This is a genomic window from Novosphingobium aureum (assembly GCF_015865035.1).
Lineage (GTDB): Bacteria > Pseudomonadota > Alphaproteobacteria > Sphingomonadales > Sphingomonadaceae > Novosphingobium > Novosphingobium aureum.
The window spans coordinates 227,268-252,091 of record NZ_JADZGI010000004.1; the positions used below are offsets into that span (position 1 = coordinate 227,268).

Annotated in this window: 18 protein-coding genes; 5 read left to right on the plus strand and 13 right to left on the minus strand. The window is 66.9% G+C overall.

From position 1 onward, the window contains the following. Positions 1–88: 88 nt before the first annotated feature. Complete coding sequence (locus I5E68_RS18115; protein ID WP_228727322.1) at positions 89–508, minus strand: hypothetical protein; 420 nt, start codon at positions 506–508, stop codon at positions 89–91. 284 nt (positions 509–792) lie between these two features. On the opposite strand from I5E68_RS18115, the gene lptB reads away from it, so the two are divergent. The 3 genes from lptB to I5E68_RS18130 all read left to right on the plus strand — a co-directional run bounded on the left by lptB (position 793) and on the right by I5E68_RS18130 (position 3,951). Next, positions 793–1,533 carry an LPS export ABC transporter ATP-binding protein gene (gene lptB / locus I5E68_RS18120; protein WP_228727342.1) on the plus strand — a complete coding sequence of 247 codons (741 nt, stop codon included), beginning with the start codon at positions 793–795 and terminating at the stop codon, positions 1,531–1,533. A 26-nt stretch (positions 1,534–1,559) separates the two neighbouring features. Beyond that, a complete protein-coding gene (gene rpoN, locus I5E68_RS18125) occupies positions 1,560–3,095 on the plus strand; it encodes an RNA polymerase factor sigma-54 (protein ID WP_197166807.1) in 1,536 nt (511 codons plus the stop codon). A gap of 172 nt (positions 3,096–3,267) precedes the next feature. After that, positions 3,268–3,951 (plus strand): energy transducer TonB, encoded by a 684-nt coding sequence (locus I5E68_RS18130; RefSeq protein WP_197166808.1) that lies wholly within the window; start codon positions 3,268–3,270, stop codon positions 3,949–3,951. A gap of 120 nt (positions 3,952–4,071) precedes the next feature. Here I5E68_RS18130 and I5E68_RS18135 read toward each other — a convergent pair whose 3' ends face one another. Next, on the minus strand, positions 4,072–6,318 hold the full coding sequence (locus I5E68_RS18135) for an O-linked N-acetylglucosamine transferase, SPINDLY family protein (RefSeq protein WP_197166809.1): 2,247 nt from the start codon (positions 6,316–6,318) through the stop codon (positions 4,072–4,074). Between the two features lie 190 nt (positions 6,319–6,508). On the opposite strand from I5E68_RS18135, the gene I5E68_RS18140 reads away from it, so the two are divergent. After that, positions 6,509–7,792, plus strand: coding sequence for a DUF3422 domain-containing protein (locus I5E68_RS18140; RefSeq protein WP_197166811.1), 1,284 nt, complete (start codon positions 6,509–6,511; stop codon positions 7,790–7,792). Positions 7,793–7,817: 25 nt separating this feature from the next. Here I5E68_RS18140 and I5E68_RS18145 read toward each other — a convergent pair whose 3' ends face one another. The 6 genes from I5E68_RS18145 to I5E68_RS18170 all read right to left on the minus strand — a co-directional run bounded on the left by I5E68_RS18145 (position 7,818) and on the right by I5E68_RS18170 (position 18,461). Then, entirely contained in the window at positions 7,818–9,329 is a 1,512-nt protein-coding gene (locus I5E68_RS18145; protein ID WP_197166813.1) for a tryptophan halogenase family protein, read from the minus strand. Continuing rightward, positions 9,326–10,840 (minus strand): tryptophan halogenase family protein, encoded by a 1,515-nt coding sequence (locus tag I5E68_RS18150; protein WP_197166815.1) that lies wholly within the window; start codon positions 10,838–10,840, stop codon positions 9,326–9,328. Before I5E68_RS18150 ends, I5E68_RS18145 begins: the two co-directional genes overlap by 4 nt. Positions 10,841–10,919: 79 nt before the next feature. Beyond that, the gene (locus I5E68_RS18155; RefSeq protein WP_323982212.1) at positions 10,920–13,907 is read right to left on the minus strand and encodes a TonB-dependent receptor; all 2,988 of its coding nucleotides are present in this window, start codon (positions 13,905–13,907) and stop codon (positions 10,920–10,922) included. A gap of 312 nt (positions 13,908–14,219) precedes the next feature. After that, on the minus strand, positions 14,220–15,017 hold the full coding sequence (locus tag I5E68_RS18160) for a GDSL-type esterase/lipase family protein (protein WP_197166819.1): 798 nt from the start codon (positions 15,015–15,017) through the stop codon (positions 14,220–14,222). Beyond that, positions 15,014–16,012 carry an alpha/beta hydrolase gene (locus I5E68_RS18165; protein WP_197166821.1) on the minus strand — a complete coding sequence of 333 codons (999 nt, stop codon included), beginning with the start codon at positions 16,010–16,012 and terminating at the stop codon, positions 15,014–15,016. Before I5E68_RS18165 ends, I5E68_RS18160 begins: the two co-directional genes overlap by 4 nt. 13 nt (positions 16,013–16,025) lie before the next feature. Next, a complete protein-coding gene (locus tag I5E68_RS18170; RefSeq protein WP_197166823.1) occupies positions 16,026–18,461 on the minus strand; it encodes a glycoside hydrolase family 3 protein in 2,436 nt (811 codons plus the stop codon). Positions 18,462–18,586: 125 nt separating this feature from the next. Here I5E68_RS18170 and I5E68_RS18175 point away from each other — a divergent pair, with 125 nt between their 5' ends. Next, complete coding sequence (locus I5E68_RS18175; protein WP_197166825.1) at positions 18,587–19,678, plus strand: LacI family DNA-binding transcriptional regulator; 1,092 nt, start codon at positions 18,587–18,589, stop codon at positions 19,676–19,678. A 9-nt stretch (positions 19,679–19,687) separates the two neighbouring features. Here I5E68_RS18175 and I5E68_RS18180 read toward each other — a convergent pair whose 3' ends face one another. From I5E68_RS18180 to I5E68_RS18200, 5 genes are read right to left on the minus strand one after another with little or no spacing between them, the layout of a single operon-like run. Beyond that, positions 19,688–20,521, minus strand: coding sequence for an aldose 1-epimerase (locus I5E68_RS18180; RefSeq protein WP_197166827.1), 834 nt, complete (start codon positions 20,519–20,521; stop codon positions 19,688–19,690). Beyond that, positions 20,518–22,056, minus strand: coding sequence for a sugar porter family MFS transporter (locus I5E68_RS18185; RefSeq protein ID WP_197166829.1), 1,539 nt, complete (start codon positions 22,054–22,056; stop codon positions 20,518–20,520). Before I5E68_RS18185 ends, I5E68_RS18180 begins: the two co-directional genes overlap by 4 nt. After that, positions 21,998–22,870 (minus strand): SMP-30/gluconolactonase/LRE family protein, encoded by an 873-nt coding sequence (locus tag I5E68_RS18190; RefSeq protein WP_323982213.1) that lies wholly within the window; start codon positions 22,868–22,870, stop codon positions 21,998–22,000. The genes I5E68_RS18185 and I5E68_RS18190 overlap by 59 nt, the downstream gene beginning before the upstream one ends. Before the next feature lie 21 nt (positions 22,871–22,891). Next, entirely contained in the window at positions 22,892–23,674 is a 783-nt protein-coding gene (gene xylB, locus I5E68_RS18195) for a D-xylose 1-dehydrogenase (RefSeq protein WP_197166830.1), read from the minus strand. Positions 23,675–23,692: 18 nt separating this feature from the next. Then, positions 23,693–24,820: a fumarylacetoacetate hydrolase family protein gene (locus I5E68_RS18200; RefSeq protein ID WP_323982214.1), complete on the minus strand. Its 1,128-nt coding sequence runs from the start codon at positions 24,818–24,820 to the stop codon at positions 23,693–23,695. Positions 24,821–24,824 lie beyond the last annotated feature (4 nt).

A 24,824-nucleotide genomic window follows, 5' to 3' on the forward strand; every position in this document is an offset into this window, starting at 1 on the left:
TCGCGGTGGCGGACAAGCGCAAATCCCGCGTCGCGATTGTGCCCCGAAGGGCAGTGCGGCGCGAGCGTATCCGGAACGGCGATCAGGGTCAGGTGAACAGCAGCGCGAGCAGCTTGAACAGGCCGGTGAGGGCAAAGGGCAGGCCGATGGCGATGGCCCAGAGACCTAGCCGGTCGCGGCGATAGTAGGGCGCCAGTTCGGGGTTGGCGGCCTGCTCGTCGGACAGTCGGTTCCAGCGCGCCTCAAAACGGCGGCATGCCGGAATGATGGCAATGACCAGTACGATGAGGGCGAAGTAGGGGAGCAGCGATCCCGCGCCCGACTTCAGCGCGCCCACGGTCACGAAAATCTGCAACGTCGTATAAGCGAGCAGGGCATAGGCGATGTTGTCGCTCATGCGCTTGCGCCAGTCGAGCCTTGCAGTCGACCGCTGCGCTGCGAGCGGAGCTTGCCCGGCCTGCCGATCGGCGGGGCGGATGGGGGCCGGTGCTGCGCTGCTCCTGTCCATGGTCACGGACTCTTTCGCTTCGTGGTGATTTCTTGAGTAGATCATTTCTTGCGTTTCGAATCAAGTTTGCGTTGCATTTGTGCAACTGCGTAACAGCCGTTTGCCAAGGGATTTTCGGTGAGGCGTGGTCATGGCGCGGTGCCTGCCGGGCACGGGGCATGCAGGTTTCGGACCAACCGGGGCTCTACGCAAAATTGCAGCCTTGCCGATCCTCTGGCCGCCGCCTAAATCATGGCGCAATGACTGCCTCGACCGATATCTCGCCCGTGGAGCCCGAACAGGCCATGCGTTCCGATGCCGCCGGCGACGGGCTCGAGGTGATCTCCATTGCCAAGAGCTACGACAAGCGCGCGGTGCTAACCGACATCTCGCTGTCGGTGGCCAAGGGCGAAGTGCTCGGCCTGCTGGGGCCGAACGGCGCGGGCAAGACGACCTGTTTCTATTCGATCATGGGGCTGGTGAAGCCGGACTCGGGGCGCATCCTGATGGACGGCACCGACGTCACCCGTCTGCCGATGTACCGCCGCGCGATCCTGGGTCTGGGCTACCTGCCACAGGAGACATCGATCTTTCGCGGCATGACGGTCGAGCAGAACATCGCCGCCGTGCTCGAACTGAACGAGCCCGAGCGCGACGTGCGCGAAGCGGAACTGGAACGCCTGCTCGACGAATTCGGCCTCACCCGCCTGCGCGCAAGCCCGGCGATGGCACTTTCGGGCGGCGAACGCCGCCGCTGCGAGATTGCCCGCGCGCTTGCCGCCAAGCCCTCGATCATGCTGCTCGACGAGCCTTTCGCAGGCATCGATCCGCTCTCGATCTCGGACATCCGCGACCTCGTCAAGGACCTCAAGACGCGCGGCATCGGCGTGCTGATCACCGATCACAACGTGCGCGAGACGCTGGATATCGTCGACCGTGCCTGCATCATCTATGGCGGGCAGGTGCTCTTCGCGGGCAGTCCCGACGCGCTGGTTGCCGACGAGAACGTGCGCCGCCTCTACCTCGGTGAAGGCTTCACGCTGTGAGGCCGTCCTTGCGGACCTGCTGATCCATGGCGCTGGGGCCGCGACTGGATCTGCGTCAGAGCCAGTCGCTGGTCATGACGCCGCAGCTGCAGCAGGCGATCAAGCTGCTGGCGCTGTCCAATCTCGAGATCGAGACCTTCATTTCCGATGCGCTGGAAGCGAACCCGCTGCTCGATCTCGGCAGCGCCGGGGCTGTGGGCGATGGCGAGGGCGGTGAGCCGGAGGTGGACCTGCGCCGTACGACGCCCGAGCGCTCCGATGCCGACCGGCTGATCGGCGAGGGGCGCGGCGGCGAAGACCAGCCGCTCGACATCGATCCCGCCGGAATCGATGCTGACCGCGACACCGGCGACGGGCAGGGCGAGCCTCGCCATGGACCGGACGCGAGCGGGGCAGATGCCGAATGGGGTTCGGCGCTGGTCGGCTCGGGCAGCGAGACGGGGCCGGGGCTCGACGAGCGCGAGGGGGCGGGGCCGAGCCTTGCCGAACACCTCGAGGCACAGGTCGGCGCCGCCGCGCCCGATGCGCTCACGGCGGCGGTTGCGCGCTACATCATCGGCCAGCTCGACGATGCCGGGTACCTCGCTGCGGGCAACGAGGAGCTGGCCAGCGACCTTGGCATCGAGGTCGCGCAGGTGCGCGCAGCACTGAAAGTCGTGCAGTCACTCGATCCCACCGGCGTTGGCGCGCGCGATCTCGCCGAATGCATTGCGCTCCAGGCAATCGAGGCAGATCGCTACGATCCGTGCATGGCGCGGCTGATCGAGAATCTCGACCTCGTCGCGCGCGGCGATGTCTCGCGCCTCAAGCGTCTGTGCAACGTCGACGACGAGGACTTCGCCGAGATGCTGGCCGAACTGCGCAGTTACGACCCGCGCCCGGGGCTACGGTTCGGCGGCGAGCCGGGCGGCGCGGTCACGCCCGACATCCTGCTGGTGCCCGTCGCCGGGGGTGGCTGGGACCTGCGGCTCAATCAGGCCAGCCTGCCGCGCCTCGTGGTCAACCGCGAGTACTACGTCGAGCTTCGCGGCTCTTGCGCAGACAAGGGTGCGCGCGGCTGGCTTTCGGAAAAGCTCGCCGATGCCAACTGGCTGATCAAGGCGCTCGACCAGCGCCAGAAGACGATCCTCAAGGTCGCGAGCGAACTGGTGCGCCATCAGGAGGGCTTCTTCCGTCACGGCGTCGCGCATCTCAAGCCGCTGACCCTGCGCACCGTGGCAGAGGCGATCGGTATGCACGAATCGACCGTCAGCCGCGTGACCTCGAACAAGTATCTCAACTGCCCGCGCGGGACCTTCGAGCTCAAGTACTTCTTCGGCTCGGGCGTGGCCTCGGCTGACGGCGAGGGCGGGGCTTCGGCCGAGGCGGTCAAGGCCGCGATCCGGCAGCTGATCGATGCCGAGGACCCCAAGGCGATCCTGTCCGACGATGCCCTCGTCGAACTGCTCAAGGCCAAGGGTTTCGAGCTGGCCCGGCGCACGGTGGCGAAGTATCGCGAGGCGATCGGTCTTGGCAGTTCGGTCCAGCGCCGCCGCCAGAAAAAGCTCGCGACGCGCGGCTGAAACGGGCGGGTCCGGCCGCTGTTCGCGGTGATGTGACTGCTCCCGCGAGATTTTTATTCCCAACCGATCCGGTTGTGTTACCTTGTCTCATCGCAAGAAGGCCCCGGGCAGATCGCTCCAGGTTCAGGAACGCGCTGCAAATCGACGGGCCTCGATAGAGGAGAGCAAGGCCATGTCGTATGTTGATGCGAGAAGTGATGCGCGCAGCCGTCTGATGACCGGCGGGGTGGTTGCCGGTCTGCAGGTCGCCCTGGCGCTCGCGGTATTGAGCGGGTTCGCGGTCCGCGATTTCGTCCGCGAAAACAGGACGCCGCTCGCGAGCGAATTCTTCCCGACAACGCCGCCGCCAAAGCCCGTCGAGGACCCGATCGTCGAGCCGGAGCAGACGGTGAGCACAACCCCGCCGATCACCGCGCCCGACACCATGCTCGACATCGCGCCGCCCGTGACCTTCCAGGTTGCGCCCGTTCTTCCCGATCTGCCCACGACGCCGCTCGTCAAGCTGCCGCAGCCAAGCGTGCCGACGGTCACCCCCAAACCCACGAGCCCTGCCTTCGAACCTGTGGCGGCACGTCCGCGCGGCGACGTCGGGTCCTGGATCACGACCTCGGACTATCCCAGCCGTGAACTGCGCGAGGGTCATGAGGGACTGGTGCGTTTCCGCCTCTCGGTCGACGCGCGCGGCCGTGCGAGCGACTGCGCGATCACCGGTTCGAGCGGCTACCCAGCGCTCGATCAGGCGACCTGCAAGTACGCCATGCGCCGGGCCCGCTTCGACCCGGCGAGCGACGCTGCGGGGCAGGCCAGTGCGGGCACCTGGGACAGCGCTGTGCGCTGGGTTATCCCCAAGGATTGAACTGGTCGGACTAATACGTCTACACAGCAGGCAGAATCGCCCACCCTGGGCGGCTGACGCCTTTCCCTCCCTCGCGGGATTGCCCTGCGGGGGAGGGGCTTTTCGGCTTCGAAATAACCTTCATGTTACGTCAAAGCCTGTCGGCGGCAGACCCTCGACCCGGCGGCGGTGCATGGTTTCCAGCGCTGTTTCGAAATCTGCGGTGTACGTTTGCGTGTCGAACAGCGGGCAGGTGTGCCGTTCCGCATGGAGACGCGCACGCAGCGCGGCGAGGGCCTGCGGATGGTGGACGAGCGAGAGTGCCAGCGCCTCGTAATCCCCTTCGCTTTCGACCACCAATTCGGGGATGCCCGCAGAGCTCACCAGACTGGCGGCGACGCGGGCGGCGAACTGCTGCCCGGCGAGAGTGAGCACCGGCAGCCCGGCCCAGAGCGCATCGCTCGCGGTCGTATGGGCATTGACGGCAAAGGTATCGAGAAACAGGTCGGCGAGCGCGAGACGCCCGAGGTGCTCGGCCTGAGGCAGGGTGGGTGCGAAGACCAGTCGCGCCGGATCGATGCCGCGCGCCTGCGCCTCGCGTGCGAGATTCGCCTCGGCCCACGGGTTCGAGCGCAGCAGCCAGAGTACCGATCCCTCGACTGCACCGAGCAGGCGCATCCAGATGTCCCATTCGCGGGGCGAGATCTTGTAGCTGTGGTTGAAGCTGGCGAAGACGAAGCCTTCCTCGGGCAAGCCGTGCGCAGCGCGACCCTTGCTGTCGGGGATGATGGTGCGGGCATCGTCATTGGCCTGATAGCAGTGAGGAAGCCGCACGATGTTCTCGCAGAAGAAGGGCTCGAGCGCGGGCGGCAGGCTCACCGCATCAGCGATGAAGTAGTCCATGCAAGGGTGCCCGAGCGTGCCGGGATAGCCCATGTAGCCAACCTGCACGGGGGCAAGGCGCTGCCCGAAGAGCCGGGTGCGGGTGCCGCGGGTATAGCCCTTGAGGTCGAGCGCGATGTCGAGCCCGTTGGCGTGGGCGAGGCTGCAGACCTCCTCGTCGGCCATCGCGCCGATCTCGGTGAAGGCGTCAACATGACGCAGTAGCTCGATGCGCCTGGCATCGGTCTCGCGCACCGGGCCGTAGCTGTAGAGGCGCACCTCGAAGCGGGCGCGGTCGTGGCAGCGGAACAGGCCGCTCATCAGGTACATCGTCGCGTGGTCGTGGAAGTCGGCGGAGAAGTAGCCGAGGCGGATGCGCCCATCGCGTGCCGGTGGTGGGGAGGGTAGTGCGGGCGCTGCCGGGCAATGGGCGAAGAGGACCTGCGCACAGGCTTTCGAACGCTCGAACTGGTGCGCAGGATCGTCGCGGAAGGGCAGCGAGGCGAAGGGCTGGACCGCGGCGACCTCGGGCCCTTGCGTCAGCGCATATTCCGCGCGCGCGTGCCAGTCGCACATGTGCGCTTCCTCGAAGAGCGCCTGCAGCCGCGCCGAGCCATCGGTGGGATCGCGTGTGAGCGCGGCGCGAAAGGCATTGGCCGCGCCCGCATGGTCGCCGAGCAGGACCAGCGCCTTGCCCTTGTTCACCAGCGCCTGTCCCTCGAGCGGCGAGCCGGGCGTGCCCGGGCAGGCGAGCGCACGCTCGAAAGCCGCGAGCGCTGGCTGCGCCTCGCCGCGCCGCAGCAGTTCGCCGCCCATGTTGTTGTGCGCATCGCCATGGTCGGGAGCGAGGTTGACCGCCCATTCGAAGCAGGCCAGCGCATCGGCGCTGCGGCCCGTGCGGGCGTGGAGATTGGCGAGGTTATAGTAAGCGTCGACATAGTCGGGATCGAGCGCGATGGCCTCGCCGTAGAACTGGGCGGCCTCCCCCTCGCGCGCGGTCTGTTCGAGCAGGTTGGCAAGGTTGTAGCGGGCCTCGGCATAGAGCGGGGCGCTCGCGATCAGCTCGCGGTAGATCGCTTCGGCCTCGTCATCGCGGTGCTGGCGGCGCAGCGCAATGGCGAGGTTGTTGGCGCTCGCGGCAGCGCCCGGGTCGCAGCGCAGGGCCTGACGAAAGGCCTTTTCCGCTCCTGCGTTCTCGCCGAGCGCGAGCAGGGCTGCACCGAGCAGGTTGTGCACACCGTGCACGCCCGGAAACTCGCGCGCGAGCATCGCGCCCTCGCGCGCGGCATCGTCCATGCGCCCACTGCGATAGGCCTCGACCAGTGCGTCGAAGCGCAGCTGTGCGGGCGTGCCCCGAGGGCGGTCGAGCGCAGCGAGAGCCGAACGCGCGCGGCGATTTGCGGGGTGGCGCTCCAGCACTTCATGGTAGATCTCGCGCGCGGCCTCGGCATCGCCGCGCCGCGCCGCGCCGCGGGCCTTGATAAGCAGTGTCTCGAGGCCGCTCATCTCCTGCCTTTCCTTCCCCGCGCCTTTGTTCGCGCCAAAGGCTATGCGGGCATGGTGCATGGACGGTTAGCGAGCCTCTCCGTAAAATTTCGTGGAGCGGCTTGCGGAGCTTCATCTTGTGCCATGGTCTGCTGGCACGATCGGCGCTAATCTTCGACACTCGCGGTCGATGCCGTGAAGGGGGACAAGAGTGCTCAACGAACATGACCTGCGCCGGCGCATCGTCGGGGAAATGCACCTGAGGCGCTGGCCGCACGTCTGTGCCCCATCGACGATCGTGCAGTTCGTGCGTGTGCTCGAACCCGGAGAGCGCGAGGCCGAGCTGCGCGCGGTCGCTACGCTGCCTGCGGGCGGTACGCGCGGACGCAGCGAAAATCCGCGTCACCGCGAGGGGACGCTGGGGCCGGGCATCGTCTTCGGCTGGGAGCGCCAGAGCGAGGCGAGCACGACGACGGTGTTCTTCGACCGCCTGCTCGTCGACGAGGCAGGCCGCTTCGCGCCCGACCCCGCTGCGCTCGAGGCGCTGGGCTGGGCCAAGGGACTGCCGGGCAAGGTCCTGCGCGCGATCCGGGTGCTGATCGTACCCGACGAGGCTGCGGCGCAGCGTCTGATCCCGGCGATGGGCTACGATCCGCTCGACCTCGTGAGCTGTCACATCTCGTGTCAGGGCGGCGAGGAAGCCGCACGCGTCTGGTCCGACTTCCGCTTTCGCGACGAAGGCTACGGGCAGATCCTCGTCGCGGCGAACGGCATGGCGGGCGGCGATCTCTCGCGCTCGGTGCAGCGGCTGCAGGAGCTGGGCAACTATCGTAATCTCGCCTTGCTCGGCCTGCCGATGGCGCAGGATGGCTGGCAGGTGCTCGACCGCATCGAGGACGAGTTGAGCGTGCTGACCGCGCAGGTCGCGCGACCCGAGGTGCGCGACGACGATTTGCTAAGCGAGGTGACGCGTCTCTCTGCCGATCTGATCACGCATGCCACGCGGATCGACTATCGCCTCAGCGCCACTGAGGCCTATGCCACGATCGTCGAGGACCGGCTCGAGGGACTGCACATCCGCAATTGTCCCGGGCACCCTTCGCTGGCCGACTTCACCCAGCGCCGCTTCCTGCCCGCGATGCGGACCTGTGCTGCCCACCGGCGGCGGCAGGAGCAGCTCGCGCAGCGGACCGAGCGGCTGGTCTCGCTTCTGCGCACCCGCGTCGAGACCCGCATCGAGAACCAGAACGGGCGCCTGCTGGCCTCGATGGAGCGCTCGAGCACGCGCCAGCTGCGCCTGCAGCAACTGGTCGAGGGGCTCTCGGTCGTGGCGCTCAGCTATTACGGCATCAGCCTGATCGCGAAGATGCTCGAAGGGGTCGAAATGCTGCACCCCGCCTTCCACGCGCATCTGGTGGTGGCGGTGCTGACGCCGGTCATGGTGGCCGCGATGTATTTCGGGCTGCACCACCTCAAGAAGCGCATCCTCGACTGACCGGGGCCAGCCCCATAGTGGAAGATCAGCCTTTCGCGCTAAAATGGCGTGCGAGCGTGTCCGCGTGCGTCGGCATGGCGCCAGCCGTCTGCGCGATCACCTTGTGCATGGCGCGCAGCACGTTCGCGCGCTCGGCGGCGGGCATGGCGTGGGCGAGCGGATCGTGGCCTTGGGGCTCGATCCCCTGTCCGAGCAGCACCGAGAGCCAGCTGTCGCGGTTGAAAACCGGCGAATCGCGCTCGATCACTCGCCCGCTCGAACGGAACAGCTCGATGCGCGCGCGCAAGCTGTCGGGTAGGGGGAGCGTGCGGCAGTGGCGCCAGAACGGCGTGTCGTCGCGCGCATTGGTGGCATAGTGCAGCACGAGGAAGTCGCGCACGCCGTCCCACTCCTGCGCGACGAGCGTGTTGTATTCCGCGCGCGTGGCCGGGTCCATGTCGCGGCCCGGGAACAGCGACAGCAGTCGGGCGATACCGGTCTGGATGAGGTGCAGGCTGGTCGATTCGAGCGGTTCGAGGAACCCCGAGGCGAGCCCGATCGAGACCACGTTGTGCGACCAGGCCTGTTCGCGCCGTCCGGTGGTAAAGCGGATCAGCCGCGGCTCGGCGCCCGGTTCGGCCTCGAGGTTGGCGAGCAGTTCGGCGCGTGCGCTTTCTTCGTCGATGAAGCTGCTCGCAAAGACGAGGCCGTTGCCAAGGCGATGCTGCAGCGGGATGCGCCATTGCCAGCCCGCGTTCCGAGCGCTGGCACGGGTATAGGGAAGCGGCGGTCCGGCAGGGGCGGTGGGGACCGCCAGCGCACGGTCGCAAGGCAGCCATCGTGACCAGTCGCAGTAAGGCACGTCGAGTGCCTTGCCGATCAGCAGCGCGGCAAACCCGGTGCAGTCGATGAACAGGTCCGCTTCGAGGCGGCGCCCGTCCTCCAGCACCAGCGCGTCGACGTTGCCGTTCTCGCCATCGCGTTCGACCGAGGCGATGCGTCCTTCGTGGCGCACTACACCCTGGGCTTCTGCGCGCCGACGCAGGAACGCGGCGTAGAGTCCGGCATCGAAATGATAGGCGTGGCTGAAGGTCGACCAGACCGATCCCTTGGTCGCATTGGCGGGCGGCGGCGCGAAGCGGCCCTGGCGCGCGGCCATGGTGGCGAGGCAGTACTCGGCAAGCGGCGTCTCGTCGCCCCTTGCGCGCTGGGCGAGCCAGTGCTGGTGGAACGCGACTGGGCCGAAGTCGTCGCCATGGCGGCCGAAGGGGTGCAGGTAGCGCGCGCCCTTGTGGCGCCAGTCGACGAACTCGATGCCCAGCTTAAAGGTGCCCTGCGTCGCCTTGACGAACTCGGCCTCGTCGATGCCGAGCATCTGGTTGAAGATGCGGATCGGCGGGATCGTCGCCTCGCCCACGCCGACGGTGCCGATTGCGTCGGATTCGACGAGCTCGATGGCAATCCCGGTACCTTGCAGCGTGCGGGCGAGGGCCGCTGCGCTCATCCAGCCTGCGCTGCCGCCCCCGGCGATGACGACGCGGCTGATCGGCGCGCTCATGCCGGGACCTTCGCGGCGCAGGTCTTCTCGATGAAATAGGCGTGGTCGGGCATCTTGGCGGCAGCCTGCGCGAGCACGTCGCGGCGCTGGTCGAGCGTTGCGCGCAGCCGCTCCTCGGGAACGATCGCGGCGCGTGGATTGCTCGCGCGCGGAATGATCCCCTGACCGAGCAGGATCGAGACCCAGCTCGGCTCCTGATGCGATTCGAGGTCGGAGAGCGGCACGCGCCCGCTTGCATCCCACGCCGAGAGCTTGGCCATCAGCGTCTCGGGCAGGTCCATCGTCGCGACCTCGCGCCAGAGCGGTTCGGCGCGGCGTGAGCGGCAGTAGTGCGCGATGATGAAGTCACGGATGCGCTCGTACTCGAGCGCGGTCTGGCGGTTGTACTCGGCCGCCAGCGCCGGGTCGGGCCGCGCGCCGGGGAGGAATTCGAGCAGGCGGTTCACGCCGGTCTGGATAAGCTGGATCGCGGTCGATTCGAGCGGTTCGAGAAAGCCCGCGGCAAGGCCGATGGCAACGACGTTGCCGTCCCAGAAGCGCTCGCGGCGACCGGGGGTGAAGCGAAGCAGGCGCGGCTCTGCGAGCGGCTCGCCGTCGAGACCTTCGAGCAGCTGCGCCACCGCCTCGTCGTCGGAGATGAAGCGGCTGGCGTAGACGTGGCCGTTGCCGGTGCGGCTTTGCAACGGGATGCGCCACTGCCAGCCGGCGCTTTTCGCACTCGAGCGGGTGAAGGGGGTGAAACGTCCCGCGCGCGCACTCGGCACGGCGGCGGCGCGGTCGCAGGGGAGCCATGCGCTCCAGTCCTCGTAGCCGATTTCGCGGGTCCCTGCGAGCAGGAGCGAGGCAAAGCCGGTGCAGTCGATGAAGATGTCGCCCTCGACGCGGCGCTCGCCATTGAGCGAGAGCGCGCTGATAAGGCCGGTTTCGCCGTCGCGCTCGACATGTTCGATGCGGCCCTCGATGCGCATGACGCCCTGACCTTGCGCAATGCGGCGCAGATAGGCGGCGTAAAGGCTCGCGTCGAAGTGGAAGGCGTGGCGGAACTGGGCGGCCTCGCCCGAGAGCGCCTCGTGCGGTGCGAAACGGTCGCGCGAGGCGAGCGCATAGGGCATCGACCAGTTGTCGATCGCATCCATCGCGCCGCGTTGGGCAAGGTGAAGCCAGTACTGGTGGGCGGGAAGACCGGCGATGTCGGGTCCGAAGTCGCCGAAGCCGTGGAAGTGGCGATTGCCGACCTCACCCCAGTCGACGAACTCGATGCCCAGCTTGAAGGTGCCGTTGGTGGCCGCAACGAAATCGGGCTCGTGAATGCCGAGAAAGCGGTTGAGGTCGCCGATGAGCGGGACGGTGGCCTCGCCCACCCCGATGATGCCGATCTCCTCGGATTCGACGAGGGTGATCTGCGCCGCACTGGCGGGCAGGGCGCGGGACAGCACTGCGGCGGCTATCCAGCCTGCGCTGCCGCCGCCGGCGATGACGAAACGGGTCGGGGCTGTCTCTTGCCCGGTCATGCCACTTCTCCTGCACCTCGGTTCGGCCCCGGCCCTCAGGAGGAGCTGCGGGTCGGGGCCTTGGGAGGAGCCGGTGGTATCAGAAGCGGGTGCGCACGAGTACCGCGAAGCGGCGGTCGGTCTCGGTCCAGCTGTAGCGCGGCTTGAGATCGGGATCGCCGACGCGCAGGTAGGTGCGCGAGTCGAGCAGGTTGGTGCCCTGCACGCCGATCTTGAAGTGCTCGCCCACGTTGAACAGGATCGAGGCGTCGAGCTGACCGTAGGAGTCCGCCCAGACCGGGTAGTTGATGTTCGCTGCCGAGGTCGTCAGCAGGTAGCTCGAACGCCAGTTGTAGGCTGCACGGGCCGAGACAGCCGAGGTCTCGTAGATGGCTGCGACGTTGTACGACCACTTGGACATGCCTTCGAGCGGGAGCTCGAGACCGGCGTTGTCGGTCTGGTTGGGGTCGAACACGTTGACTGCGGTGTTCTTGCCGCCGCTCGAGTCGACGTAAGTCACGTTGCCCTGGAAGCCGAGGCCGCTCAGTGCACCGGGCAGGAAGTCGAAGAACTGGGTGTAGGCCAGTTCCATGCCCTTGATCTTGCCCTTCGAGCCATTGGTCTGACGGGTCACGTCGAAGGTGATCGTCTCGCCACCGCTGGTGTAGGTCTGCTGCTCGAGACCGGCGAAGATGTAGTCGCTGATCTCCTTGTAGAAGGCGGCCAGCGTAACGCTGTTCGAGCGACCGTAGTAGTATTCGAAGCTGAGGTCGAAGTTGTTCGAGCGCGTCGGCTTGAGGTCGGGGTTGCCCGCGGTGCCGGTGAAGGCCGTGGTGGCACCGCCGACGCCGGTGCCGTTGGGCTGACCGTTATTGTCGAACGAGAAGTTCAGGTTGGTATAGGGGTTGAGCTGCGTGAAGCTGGGCCGTGCGATGCCCTTCGATGCGGCGAAGCGGATCTGCAGATCGTCCGTCGCGAAGAAGCGCAGGTTCAGGCTCGGCAGGACGTCGGTGTAGCTGTTGCTGCCCGAGGTCTGCGTCGCGCCGAGGTCACCCTGGACGAAAGCCAGCGCAGCGTCGAGCTCGGGGCAGGAGGTGCCAGCCGCGCAGACGGTGGTGATCGTGCCCAGATTGGTCGCCGAACCGCGTGCCGAAGCCTCGGTGCGCACGACGCGCACACCGATGTTGCCGTCGAAGTGGCCGATCGGGCTTTCCCAGGCGCCAAACCGTGCAACGGCATAACCGGCGTAGGTCTTCTGACCCTGGATGTTGATGCCGCCACCTGCAGTGGTCTGCGAGTAGTCGTCGCTGAGCGGAGCCCAGCCCCACCCGTTCGACAGCGTTGCCTGCAGGTAATCGTACGCATAGCCGGTGCCGTTCTGCACCAGGTTAGCCGACGGGAACCACAGACCCGACGTCGGATTACCGGCCTCGCCGCGGAAGAAGTTGGGGAAATTGACGAAGGTGGTCTGGTTGGGAAGATCGGAAACCTGAGGACCGCCCGGGTAACCGGTCTCGTCGAAACGCACCTCGTTGCCCGGCTGCCAGTACTGCGCCGAGAGCAGACCCCAGTTGTAAGTGGTCTGGCGGGTGATTGCGGAACGGTCGGTATAACGGGCGCCCAGCTTGATCGACTTGAGCAGGCTGTCGTCGTCGAAGGCATATTCGACGTCACCGCGCCAAGACCACTGGTCGGCCTCGTTGTCCTCGATGTGATCCATCGCGGCCGCCCACCAGTTCGCGCTCTTGTCGGCGAAGCTGGCCGAAGGATCGGTCGGGGTGATCGAGAGGTACGGGGTGTCGCCGGTGAAGTCGAAGTCGAAGGTGCCGCGCGCATCGACACCGTTGAAGGCGGTCATCGAGTAGACCTGCGCGGTCGACTTCACGTACTGCAGGTCGGTGGTGACGGTCCAGTGATCGTCGGGTTCCCACTTGGCCTTGAACGAGTAGTCCTGGGTCTTCTTGGTCTGGCTGCCGGCGCGGGTGTCCATGTTGAGCTCGCGGTTCTGCGCGGTACCCGAGACCAGTTCACCGGCGGCGCCGTAGACGTAGCTGTCGTTGTAGGTTTCCGGCTGCGCCCAGTCGCCCATCGCGTATTCGATGTCGTTGGGCGTCGCCTTCGAGATCAGCGCCTCGGCGGTGAACTCGAGGGTGCTGGAGGGGCGCCACTGCAGCGAGCCGTCGAAGGCGGTGCGCTTCTGCTGCCAGTCGATGCGGCGGTAGCCCATCGAGTTGGGGATATAGACGGTGTCACCCGCTGCGACCGACGGGTTGGAAGCGTTGGCGATGTCGTCCGCGGTCACTTCGGTCGGCACGTAGCGGCCGGTCGAGATCGAGTCGGTACGGTTACCGATGTTGCTGATCGAGTACGAGAGGAGAACGCCGATCTCGCCCAGGCCCGTGTCGAACCGGTCGCTGATCAGAGCGCTGCCCGACATGAAGCTTTCTTCGCGAAGGTCGGCGTAGTTGATGTCGCCCGAGAACGCGGCGACGAAGCCCGGGGCATCGAACGGCTTGCGGGTGCGCAGGTCGATGGTGCCGCCGATACCGCCCTCGATCATGTCGGCCGAGGGGTTCTTGTAGACGTCAACGCCGGCGAGCAGGTCGGCCGAGATGTCCTCGAACGAAAGCGAGCGGCCATTGGCTGCGGAGAACACGTCGCGGCCATTGAGCTCGGAACGCACGAAGGACAGGCCGCGGATGAACACGCCGCCGCCTTCGCCCGAGAGGCGAGCCGGGTCGCGCGCGTCGCTGGTGCGCTGCAAGGTCACACCCGGAACGCGCTGGAGCGCTTCGGAGACCGAACGGTCGGGAAGGGCGCCGATGTCCTGCGCGGTGATCGAGTCGACGACGACTTCGGCATCGCGCTTGCGGTCGATCGCGCTCTCAAGCGAGGCGCGGATGCCGGTGACGATGATCGCCTGCTCTTCGGCGACGCCATCGTCGCCGGTCGCGGCATCACCTGCCTGGGCCCAGCCAGCCGAGGGCAGCGCGCAGATTGCGAGAACGCCGGCGGAAGCGCCTGCACGCAGAATGCGGCGGCTGTCGGCACGTGCGATACCCGAACGAAGATTATGGAAAATGGCCACTTTCAAACCCCTCCTGTCCCAATCAATGTTGCGCTGCACTCTTAGGATAGCGCTATCATTTTGCATTGCAGTAAAATCGATGCGCATTCTCTTTGGGAATGCTCCTTGAGAAGCTCGCCTCTATCACCGTGATTACATAGCCGCAACATCAAATGTAGACCGCTAACATTTGTCGGTGCAGTGTCACTTTCGTGCCGCACCGGGCTCGACAAACCACCAATTTGGCGCGTTGTTCCCGCGCCTCTTCAATACCTTGCGGCCCTGCGCAGCGGCGTCCTCTGAAAACCTCCGACAGGCGGCCAGCCATCGGTGTCAGTGTGAAAGCGCACTCTCGATAGCCGCGTGCACGATCGGTGCCATGCGGGCGTATCCACTCGCCAGCGGGTGTACGCCGTCGCGGGTGAAGCGTTGCTGCAGCAGGCCCGATTCGTTCGCCAACACGGGGGTGTAGTCGGCAAAGGCATAGCCGCGGCTGGTCGCCAGTGCCGCGAGCCGGGCATTGATCCGCCGCAGCTGCGCCGGTTTGCGCTCGGTCTCGACATAGTCGGCTTGGGGCGTGTTGGTGACGGGCAGGATCGAACACAGGACGACCGCAATCCCGTGACGGTCGGCGATGTCGGCCATCGCCTCGATATTGGAGACGATGCCTTCCTCGCTCTCGACCTGGAGGAAGCCCGAGACATCGTTCACACCGCCCAGGATCACGACGGCCTTGGGCCTGAGTGCGACAACATCCTGTTCGAAGCGAACCAGCATCTGCGCCGTGACCTGCGAGCCGATCCCGCGATTGATGTAAGGCTCACCGGGGAAGAACTTTTCGAGATCCCACAGGTCGGTGATCGAGTCGCCGATGAAGACGACGCGCTGTTCGTCCGAGGCCGGGGCGGGCAGGGCGGCATTGGCCGGGGCATAGAGGTACTTCTCGCCGAAGTCCTGCATCAGCGAGGGCACCAGCTGCTCGCGGAAAGGCCCGGCCCAAGGGCCCCAGTCGCGGGTATCCTCCACGGTTCGGCGCTCGGGGCTCGACTGGTAGTGCTGGGGCTCGCCTGCCGCAATCAGCAGCGCTGCCGCAGGCAGAATAAGGGCGGCGCGGCGAACGATGCGGTTCATGCGCTAAAGATGCCGTGGCGAACGCCGTAGGCGTGGAACAGCTCGGGCCAGACATGCACTGGGATGTCGTCCTTGTAGCGCACCCCGAAGCCGTGGCCGCCACGGTCGAAACCGTGGAACTCGCTGGGCCGCTGCTTTGCCAGCATCGCGCGGTACATGGCGAGACTGTTGTCGATCGGGACGAGCCCGTCATCGCTTGTCGCCACGAGGAAGGTGGGCGGCGTGTCGGCGGTGACGCGGTTTTCGACCGAGGCCGCACGAAGCGCGTCCTTGCTCGCGTTCTTGCCGAGCAGGGCGTCGCGCGAGCCGGCGTGCGTGAAGGGTTCGGCGAGGCTGATCACCGGATAGATCAGTCCGGCCAGATCAGGGCGCGCGGAAAGCCGGTCGGCCTCGTCGACAGGCGCGTAGACATCTTCGGCGAAGCGCGTGGCGAGCGATCCGCCGAGATGCCCGCCTGCCGAAAAGCCCAGTACGGCGACGCGCCTTGCATCGATGCCGTAGGTTTCGGCGTTTGCACGGATGAGGCGCATGGCGCGCTGTGCGTCCTGCAGCGGCACCGTTGCCCGCTTCGCCCAGCCCTCCCCGGGCAGGCGATAGGACAGGATGAAGCAGGTCACTCCGCGCCGGGTGAGCCAGTTGGCCTGCTCCTCGCCTTCGTTGTCCCAGGCAAGGAACTCGTAGCCGCCGCCCGGAATGATGAGCACGGCCGAACCGTTGCGATAGGCCGGACGTCGCACTTCGAGGCTGGGCGTCGCAATGCCGGTGATCGCACGGTCGTCGAAGGCAGGGTCCTTGCTGCCCTGTCCGACCTTGCGGACGGGCAGTTTTGCCGGCGCTCCCGGAGCCTTGCCCGGCCAAAGTGCGATGGTTTCCCCGCCGTAGGTTAGCGCGGTCGGCCCGGCCTCCGCCTTGCCGGGGCGCAGAATGCTGGCTGCGCCCAGTGCGGCGACGCCACCCAGCAGTGCCCGGCGTGAAGTCGATGCAGGTTCCTTCATCGCGTACTCCTGCTTATTCGGGGCACACGGCGCCGGCGGGATCGGTCGCCAGCTTCATGTCCGAGACCGAGATCGCAAAGGGCGCGCTTGCCTCGAGCGAGAAGGGGCGTGCGATGCCGCCCATGTAGGTCCCGTGGTTGGCGAAGCACTTGAGCGAGATACGCAGCTTGCTCCACTGCCCGGGCTGAGCGAGGACCTTGTCGATGCGCACCTTGCCCGAGCCGAGCGAAAGCGTGACCGGGCCGCTCGCGGCCTTGTCGAGGCGGTAGGTGACCTCGACGTTCATGTCGGCATTGGCCTCGCGCTCGAGCTTGAGGTTCGGGCCCAGGATATTGGCCGAACCCGCGCCGCTCCAGTCGAAGCGGATCGCGCCTTCCTGGCGATCGGCGCTGTCGACGAGGCGCTGCTTCACGCCCGGTGCGGTCTCGAGGTTGAAGGGCTTGGCGACGATGCCGTCGGCGATGAACACGCTCGAGTTCGACATCGAGGCGTCGATGCCCGGCTCCTCGCCCAGTGCGGCGACATGGCCGCCCTTGGCGTAAGTGAGGCCATAGCCGAGCGGGAAGAGCGGGTCGTAGTCCTTGTCACCCTTGTTGAGGCGGAACTGCGCTGCGGTGATCGGCCAGCTGAAGGAGAGCTTGCCGGTGAAGTCGGTCTTGCCCCCGACCAGCACGTCGGCCACGCCCTCGCCCTCGGAGCCGGGGAACCAGGCCGCGACGAAGGCGTCGGACTGGTTGAGCTCGGGATTGACCCACAAGGGTCGTCCCGAGAGGAACACAGAGACGGTCGGAATGCCTGCAGCCTTGAGCTTCTTGAGCAGTGCGAGCGCCTTCTTGTCGCCGGGCTGGAATTCGAGAGTGCGAACGTCGCCGCGCAATTCGGCATAGGGCTCTTCGCCGAAGACCACGACCGCGACGTCGGGTTTGGTGGTGAAGCTGCCGTCGGGCGAGAGCACGGCCTTGCCGCCGCCAGCCTTGAGCGCATCGGCGATACCAGCGTAGATCGAGGTCGCGCCGGGGAAGTCGGCGTTGGTGTTGCCATCACCCTGCCACGAGAGTGTCCAGCCGCCCGACTGGCGGCCGATGTCGTCCGCAGCTTCGCCAGCGACCATGACGGTGGCGCTGGTCTTGAGCGGGAGAACGCCTTCGTTCTTGAGCAGGACGAGGCTCTCGCGCACGGCCTGGCGCGCGATGGCGCGGTGCTCGCTCGAGCCCATTTCCTGCGGCTTGTTCTCGAAGGGGCGGGCCTTGTCGAACAGGCCGAGCTTGAACTTGACGCGCAGGATGCGGCGTACGGCATCGTCGATGCGGCTCATCGGGATGCGGCCGTCCTGCGCTGCGGCCAGCGTCGAATCGAACAGGCCCTTCCAGCTGTCGGGGGCCATCGCCATGTCGAGCCCGGCGTTGAAGGTGGCGGGGCAGTCGGTGTTGGTGCAGCCCGGGATCTGGCCGTGGCCGTTCCAGTCGCCCACGACGAAGCCGTCGAAGCCCATCCGGCCCTTCAGGACGTCGGTCAGCAGGGCCTTGTTGCCGTGCATCTTCACGCCATTCCAGCTCGAGAACGAGGCCATGACGGTCATCGTCCCGGCATCGACGGCGGCGGGATAGCCAGCATCGTGGATCGCGATCAGGGTCTTTTCGTCGACTTGCGTGTCGCCCTGGTCGATGCCGTCGGTGGTGCCGCCGTCGCCGAGGAAGTGCTTCACGCTCGCCGCGACACGGCCCTGCTGCACGGTAGTCTTGCTGCCGGGCTTGCCCTGCAGCCCCTCGACCATCGGCCCTGCATAGGCCGCGACGATTGCCGGATTCTCGGAATAGCCCTCGTAGGCGCGGCCCCAGCGGTCGTCCTGCGGGACCGCGAGCGTCGGGCCGAAGGCCCAGTGGATGCCCGAGGCGGCGGTCTCGGCGGCGGTAACCCGGCCAATCTCGCGCATCAGCTCGGGATCGTGCATCGCGCCAAGACCGCTGTTGTGCGGGAAGAGAGTCGCGCCCACGACGTTGCTGTTACCATGGACCGCGTCGATGCCAACGATCAGCGGGATCGCGGTGTGGCCAGCGCGCTTCTCCATGGCGACCTTCTCAAAGGCGCGCACGGTGTCGACCCAGGGCTTGGCGGGCGAGCGATCGGGTGCGCCGAGCGGCGGCGAGTTGCCGCCCGCAAGGATCGAGCCGAGCGGATAGTCGCGCAGGTCTTCGGGCTTGATCGCGGCGGTGTCGGCCTGGATCATCTGGCCCACCTTCTCACGCAGGCTCATCGCCTTGAGCAGCTTGGTGATGCGCGCCTCGACCTTGGGATCGATGAAATCGGAGGGGCTCTTCGCGGCGGGCCAGAGCTCGGGGTGCACCGGGGTCGGCGTCACCGCCTGAGTGGCGGTCTGTGCCTGCGCGAGTGCGGCGCTGGCACACGAAGTCAGGACGAGCGCCTGCGCGATGCGGTGAAGTTTCTTCATGACATCCTCGTTATTTCCCATCTGCCCGATCCTTAGGCGATCCCGGATGATTGCGCTACCATTTTCCCGTGAAAGAAGCCGCACGAGCCTCTTTGCCTTTTGCGCAACCCTGCTAGAGTTGCTTCATGTCCGATAGTGAGCGCAAACGCCGCAATTCACGATCCCGGCAAACCGGGGCACCCACCATTGCCGACGTGGCCGCGCTCGCCGGGGTCTCGATGATGACCGTCTCGCGCGTGATCAATGCCGAGCCCAAGGTCAGGCAATCGACCCGCGATTCGGTGAATGCCGCGATCGCCAAACTCAACTATGCCCCCAACCGCGCGGCGCGCAGTCTGGCGGGTGCGGCGCAAATCCGGCTCGGCCTGCTCTATTCGAACCCGTCCGAGGCCTTTCTCAGTGCCTTCATCGTCGGCAGTCTGGAAGAGGCCGGGCGCAGCGACGTGCAGATCATCGTGCGCAAGGTCGAGGATGACGAGGACGCGGGCCAGGCGGTCGAACGGCTGATCGCGGGCGGGATCGACGGTGTGATCCTCCCGCCGCCGATCTGCGAGGCCGATGCCGTGCTCTCGGTGCTCGAACAGGCGCACATTCCCACCGTCGCGGTGACTACGGCGCAGCCGCACGAAGGTGTCGCCGCGATCATGATCGACGACCGCAGCGCGGCGCGCGAGATGACCGCGCACCTGCTCGGCCTCGGTCACCAGCGCATCGGTTTCGTGGTCGGCCATCCCGATCTCTCGGCCAGCCACGAGCGGCTCGAGGGCTATCGCGAGGCGCTCGACCAGGCCGGGGTCGCCTTCGATCCCGAGCTCGTCGCGCAAGGCTTCTTCACCTACCGCTCCGGGCTCGATGCGGCAGAGCAGCTGCTCTCGCTGGAGGATGCGCCCTCGGCGATCTTCTGCAGCAACGACGACATGGCTGCGGCAACCGTCGCCATCGCGCATCGCCGCGGGCTCGACGTGCCGGGCGACCTCACCGTCTGCGGCTTCGACGACATCGCGCTCGCGACCACGATCTGGCCCGAGCTGACGACGATCCACCAGCCGATCACGCAGATGAGCCGGCGGGCGGTGGAACTGCTGGTGACGCTGATCCGTAACAAGAAGATCGACGAGATCGGCAACCAGCGTATCTGCGTCGAGCACAAGCTGGTGCGCCGTCAATCGGATGCCGCGCCGCGCCGTCGTCCGGTCGCGACCTCGCGCGCGATGTGAGGTGCGGCCTCAGGCCGAGCGGATGACCATGTCGAGCATCGCGCTCTCGCCAGGGAGCAGCGGCGCGGGCGCCTCGCGATTCACGGCATCGGGCATTGTCGTTTGCGGCTCGGCACAGAAGAAGTCGCGGCCCGGCGGCACGAACAGGTGCAGGTAGTCGCCGTTGTCGCTTTCGAGCAGGATGTCGCCGTCCTCGCGCGCGATCCGCAAGGTTCCTGACCAGCCGGTGTAGCAGTGATCGACGAGGTCGGCGCGCTCGAGCGGGGCGCCCTCGCTCCAGTCGCCGAGCGCATCGGCAGGGGCCGTTGCGCTCGGCAGCATTTCTTCGTCGGCGAGCCACAGGCCCTGTGCGGTGAAGGCGACTGCGGTGACTTTCTCGCGCGCGAACCACGGGTGGAAGCCGAGCCCGACCGGCTGCGGGCGGGTATCGGTGCTGGTGACCGCGAGGCTGGCAGCCAGGCCCTCAGCCGAGAGATCGAATGTCTGGCGGCAGGTGAACGCCCAGGGCCAGTCTGCGTTCGCGGGATGCTCGGTGACGAGAGTGACCCGGTTCGCGCTGCTTTCCTCCACCCGCCAATCGGCGAGCCACACCGTGCCGTGCAGCGGGTGCTTCTGTTCGGGGTGGTTGGGGGCGAGGCCGTAGCTCTCGCCCTGCCAGTCGAAGCTGCCCATCGCGATGCGGTTGGCATAGGGCGCGAGCGGGAAGCACGCGCTCTCGAAGGGCACCGCGCTGCCCTCGGGCGAAGGGCGCAGCACGTCGGCTCCGGCCCGGCGCAGCGCGCGGATCATGCCGCCGTGCACCGGGTCGATTTCGAGCTGCCATTCGCCCGCTTCGAGGATCATCCCTGCATGTCCTCGAGCTCGCGGCCACGGGTCTCCTGCACGGTCGCGCGCACGAAGAAGAACGAGACCGCTGCGGCCAACGCGTAGAACACGTAGGTCACCGATAGGCCGGGCGACTTGGCCAGCGTCGGGAAGCTGACCGAGATCGCGGCATTGGCGATCCACTGCGCGAAGCCGGCGACGGCCAGCGCCGAACCGCGGATCTGGTTGGGGAACATCTCGCCGAGCATGACCCACATGACCGGGCCCCAGCTGACGTTGAAGAAGACGACGTAGACGTTGGCTGCGATGAGCGCGATCACGCCCGCGCTGCCGGGCAGCACGACGTTGCCGTCGGGTCCGGTTGCCGCAGTCGAGAAGGCCCATGCGACGACGGCGAGCGAGACCGCCATGCCCGCCGAACCGATCAGCAGCAGCGGCTTGCGGCCGATGCGGTCGATCAGCGCGATGGTGACGAGGCAGGCGCCGATCGAGAGCGCGCCCGAGATGATGTTGATCTGAAGGGCGAAGTCCTCGGTGAAGCCGACCGCCTGCCACAGCGTGGCGCCGTAGTAGAACACCACGTTGATGCCGACGAGCTGCTGGAACACCGCGATGCCGATGCCGACCCACAGGATCGGGCGGATCTTGCCGGTGCCCTTGTCGACGAGGTCCGAGAGCTTGGGACGGTGATGGTCGGCGGCGAGCGACGCGGAAATTTCCGCGACCTTGCGCTGGGCGGTTTCGGGTCCGAACAGGCGCGTGAGGACGGCGAGCGCCTCCTCGTTACGGCCGCGCGCCACGAGATAGCGCGGGCTCTCGGGGATCGTGAGCAGCGCGAGCAGGTAGACAAGCGCCGGGATCGCCTGGAGCCAGAACATCCAGCGCCATGCCGGGAAGTCGAACCACAGGTCGGCAGTCGAACCACCGGCCCAGCGTGCCAGCACGAAGTTGGCGACGAAGGCGCCGGTGAGGCCGGTGATGATCATCACCTGCTGCACGCTGGAAAGACGTCCGCGCACGTGGGCAGGCGTCATTTCGGAGATGTAGACCGGCGAGGTCACGCTCGCCGCGCCGACGCCCAGGCCGCCGATGATGCGTGCGAAGATGAAGATGGCCGAGGACCCGGCCGCACCCGCGAGCAGGGCCGAGACGAGGAACAGCGCCGCTGCGAGCATCATCGTGCCGCGACGCCCGATCATGTCGGACAGGCGCCCTGCGATGAAGGCGCCGAACGAGGAGCCTACGAGGATCGCGCCGACATTGATGCCGATGCCCAGACTGCCGAGGTCGAAGGCGGCCTCGAGGCCGTTCTGGGTGCCGTTGATGACACCCGAATCGTAACCGAACATGAAGCCGCCGATCGTGGCGACTATGACGACGAGCGCGACGAGGCGCTTGTTGAGACTGACCGTTTCCATTGCGGCGATCCTTTCCCGGGCCTTGGCCCTGGGGATCGGGGGTTTGCTTTTCTTGTCCCGATCCCGCGTGATTTCTTCAGGTGTTTGCGCGCCTCGGCGGGGCTGCGGGGGTGTCGACCCGGAAGGTGAAGACATCGCCTGCGAGCGGTTGCTGCGCGAGCTGGTCCTCGCTCAGTCCCTGGCGCGCGCTGGTTGCGAAGGCGCTCATCCCGTCCTCGCCGCCAAGCGCGACCTTGGTGACGTTGCTGACCGGGAATCGCACCTCGTGGGTCAGCGTGCCATCGCTGGCGAAACGGCGTGCCGCCCAGCCACCGTAGAAGCCCAGCCAGACCGCCCCTTGCGCATCGCAGATCGCGCCGTCGGGATGACCCCAGTCGGCGCGGTCCTCGGTGTTGAAGTCGAGGAAGACCTCGCCTGCATCGGGGCTGCCGTCGGCAGCGATGCGGTGGCGGATCACTCTGCGCGCGAGCGTGTCGACATGGTAGACGATCGCGCCGCAAGGCGAGATCGCCGGACCGTTGGTGATCGTGATCGGAGCGATCTGCGTCGTCGTGACCGCGCCCTGGTCGAGCACGAAGACCTGCCCGGTCGCCGATTCCTCGAGATTGTCCATGGTGCCGAACCAGATCCGGCCTTCGCCGTCGATTGCCGCGTCGTTGAGGCGGTTGTCGGGAAGATCGGGCTGGGTCTCGGCAATGCGCGTGAAGCTGCCATCGGCCGGATCGAAGCGATGCGGCCCGCTGCGCAGGCCCGCGATCAGTCCCGAGGTGGCGCTGGGGAGCACCCAGCCCACGTGCTCGGGCGCCTGCCAGCGGGTCAGCTCGCCGCTTGCCGGATCGTGACGGAACACGGTGTCGCGCTTGATGTCGACGAACCACAGCGCGCCGTCGATCCAGGCCGGGCCTTCACCCAGCTCCATGCCGAGCGAGAGGAGGTGTTGGGCTTGCACTTGGCTTGAACTCCCGGTGCGTCAGCGCCAGCCGGCGTCGACGAAATAGTCGTGCCCGGTGCACATGCGCGCGCCATCCGAGCTGAGGAACAGCACGAGAGCGGCTACGTCCTGCGGCACGATGCGGCCCGAAAGGCACTGTGCCGCAACGATTTCCGCCTCGCCCTCGGGCGTGTACCACTTTTCCTGGCGCGGTGTCTTCACGTTGCCCGGGACGATCGTGTTGACGCGGATGTTGTCGCGCCCGAGGTCGCGCGCGAGGCTGCGCGTCAGGCCCGAGATCGCTGCCTTCGTCGTCTGGTAAAGGACCAGATCGGGCAGCGCGAGGTGCCAGCTGATCGAGCCGAAGTTGATGATCGCGCCGCCGCCCGCCGCGCGCATGGCCGGGGCCACGGCCTGCGCGGCGAAGAACTGGTGGCGCAGGTTCACGTTCATGCGCTCTTCCCAGAACGCGGGCGTGACTTCGTCGATGGTGTGGCGGTCGTCGTTCGCGGCATTGTTGACGAGAACGTCGATCCCGCCGAGTTCCTCGACGAGGCCCTTGATCGTGGTCTGCACCGCGTCGATGTCGGTGAGATCGAGATGGCGGTAGATCGGGGCATGGCGTGCGCCCGAAAGCCGCTTTGCCAGCGCCTCGCCGGCCTCGTCCTGAATGTCGATGAAGGCGACTTGCGCGCCCTGTGCGACGAAGCCCTCGACGAGGCCCTCGCCGATGCCGGTCGCGCCGCCGGTGATGATCACGCGGCGGTCCTGCAGGTCGGGGTAGACGGCGCTCAGGCCCTGGGGAGATGTCGTGCTCAACATGGTGGTCCTGTCAGCCGTTCAGCGGGTAAGAAGGCCGCGACGGGCGAGATTGGTGAAGAGGTCGCCGATGCCGAAGGTCCATTCGGGCGCTTCGGCGGAAGTGGTCACCGGGTTGACCAGCGTGCCCAGGCGCGGGCTCGAGATGGTCACGGTGTCGCCGACCTTGTGGGTGAAGCCGCGGCCGGGTTCGTCGCGATCCTGCGTGGGCGCGAAAAGCGTGCCGCAGAACAGCACGAGGCCGTCGGGATACTGGTGCTCGCTCATCGCCTGTCGCAGCAGGTCTTCGGGATCGCGGCTGATCTCGCGCATCGTCGAGAAGCCTTCGAGAAGGTAGTCGTCCGCAGAACCGGTGATGGTCATCGCGACGTCGGCGCTGCGCACGTCCTCGATGGTGTAGCCTTCGTCGAACAGGCGGATGAACGGCCCGATCGAGCACGAGGCGTTGTTGTCCTTGGCCTTGCCCAGCAGCAGTGCCGAACGGCCCTCGAAGTCGCGCAGGTTGACGTCGTTGCCGAGCGTCGCGCCGATCGCCTTGCCGTCGGGCCCGGCGACCATGACGATCTCGGGTTCGGGGTTGTTCCAGCTCGAATCCGAGCGCACGCCGACCGCCTCGCCATGGCCCACGGTGGCGAGCACCGGGCACTTGGTGAAGACTTCGGCATCGGGGCCGATCGCGACCTCGAGGTACTGCGACCACATGCCCTCGTCGATCAGCGTCTGCTTGAGCGCGTCGGCCTCGGGCGAGCCGGGGACGGTGGTGCGCACCGAACCGCCCAGGATTTCCTCGATCTTGCCGCGCAGCTGGGCTGCTGCGGTATGGTCGCCGCGCGCACGCTCCTCGATCACGCGCTCCAGTGCGGAAACCGCAAAGGTCACGCCGCAGGCCTTGACGCACTGCAGGTCGATCGGGCTGAGCAGGCGGACCTTCTCGAAGATTTCGAGACCGCCGAGACGTTCGCCGCCATCGCGCAGGCCACCGGCGACGAGCGCGGCGCTGGTCGGGGCGACTTGCGACATGTCGTAGACTGCGCCTTCGCGAATCAGGATCGGGGTAGGGCCATCGCCGGCATCGATGCGGCCGATGAAAATCCCGTTTTGCCAGTCTTCAGGCAGCCCCAGATCGCTGCCCGGATAATTTTTCGTCACTGCT

Excerpts from the sequence above, each read along its gene's own strand:
- I5E68_RS18115 (WP_228727322.1), bottom strand. The coding sequence starts at position 508 with ATGGACAGGAGCAGCGCAGCACCGGCCCCCATCCGCCCCGCCGATCGG.
- lptB (WP_228727342.1), top strand. The coding sequence starts at position 793 with ATGCGTTCCGATGCCGCCGGCGACGGGCTCGAGGTGATCTCCATTGCC.
- rpoN (WP_197166807.1), top strand. The coding sequence starts at position 1,560 with ATGGCGCTGGGGCCGCGACTGGATCTGCGTCAGAGCCAGTCGCTGGTC.
- I5E68_RS18130 (WP_197166808.1), top strand. The coding sequence starts at position 3,268 with ATGTCGTATGTTGATGCGAGAAGTGATGCGCGCAGCCGTCTGATGACC.
- I5E68_RS18135 (WP_197166809.1), bottom strand. The coding sequence starts at position 6,318 with ATGAGCGGCCTCGAGACACTGCTTATCAAGGCCCGCGGCGCGGCGCGG.
- I5E68_RS18145 (WP_197166813.1), bottom strand. The coding sequence starts at position 9,329 with ATGAGCGCGCCGATCAGCCGCGTCGTCATCGCCGGGGGCGGCAGCGCA.
- I5E68_RS18150 (WP_197166815.1), bottom strand. The coding sequence starts at position 10,840 with ATGACCGGGCAAGAGACAGCCCCGACCCGTTTCGTCATCGCCGGCGGC.
- I5E68_RS18160 (WP_197166819.1), bottom strand. The coding sequence starts at position 15,017 with ATGAACCGCATCGTTCGCCGCGCCGCCCTTATTCTGCCTGCGGCAGCG.
- I5E68_RS18165 (WP_197166821.1), bottom strand. The coding sequence starts at position 16,012 with ATGAAGGAACCTGCATCGACTTCACGCCGGGCACTGCTGGGTGGCGTC.
- I5E68_RS18170 (WP_197166823.1), bottom strand. The coding sequence starts at position 18,461 with ATGAAGAAACTTCACCGCATCGCGCAGGCGCTCGTCCTGACTTCGTGT.
- I5E68_RS18175 (WP_197166825.1), top strand. The coding sequence starts at position 18,587 with ATGTCCGATAGTGAGCGCAAACGCCGCAATTCACGATCCCGGCAAACC.
- I5E68_RS18180 (WP_197166827.1), bottom strand. The coding sequence starts at position 20,521 with ATGATCCTCGAAGCGGGCGAATGGCAGCTCGAAATCGACCCGGTGCAC.
- I5E68_RS18185 (WP_197166829.1), bottom strand. The coding sequence starts at position 22,056 with ATGTCTTCACCTTCCGGGTCGACACCCCCGCAGCCCCGCCGAGGCGCG.
- xylB (WP_197166830.1), bottom strand. The coding sequence starts at position 23,674 with ATGTTGAGCACGACATCTCCCCAGGGCCTGAGCGCCGTCTACCCCGAC.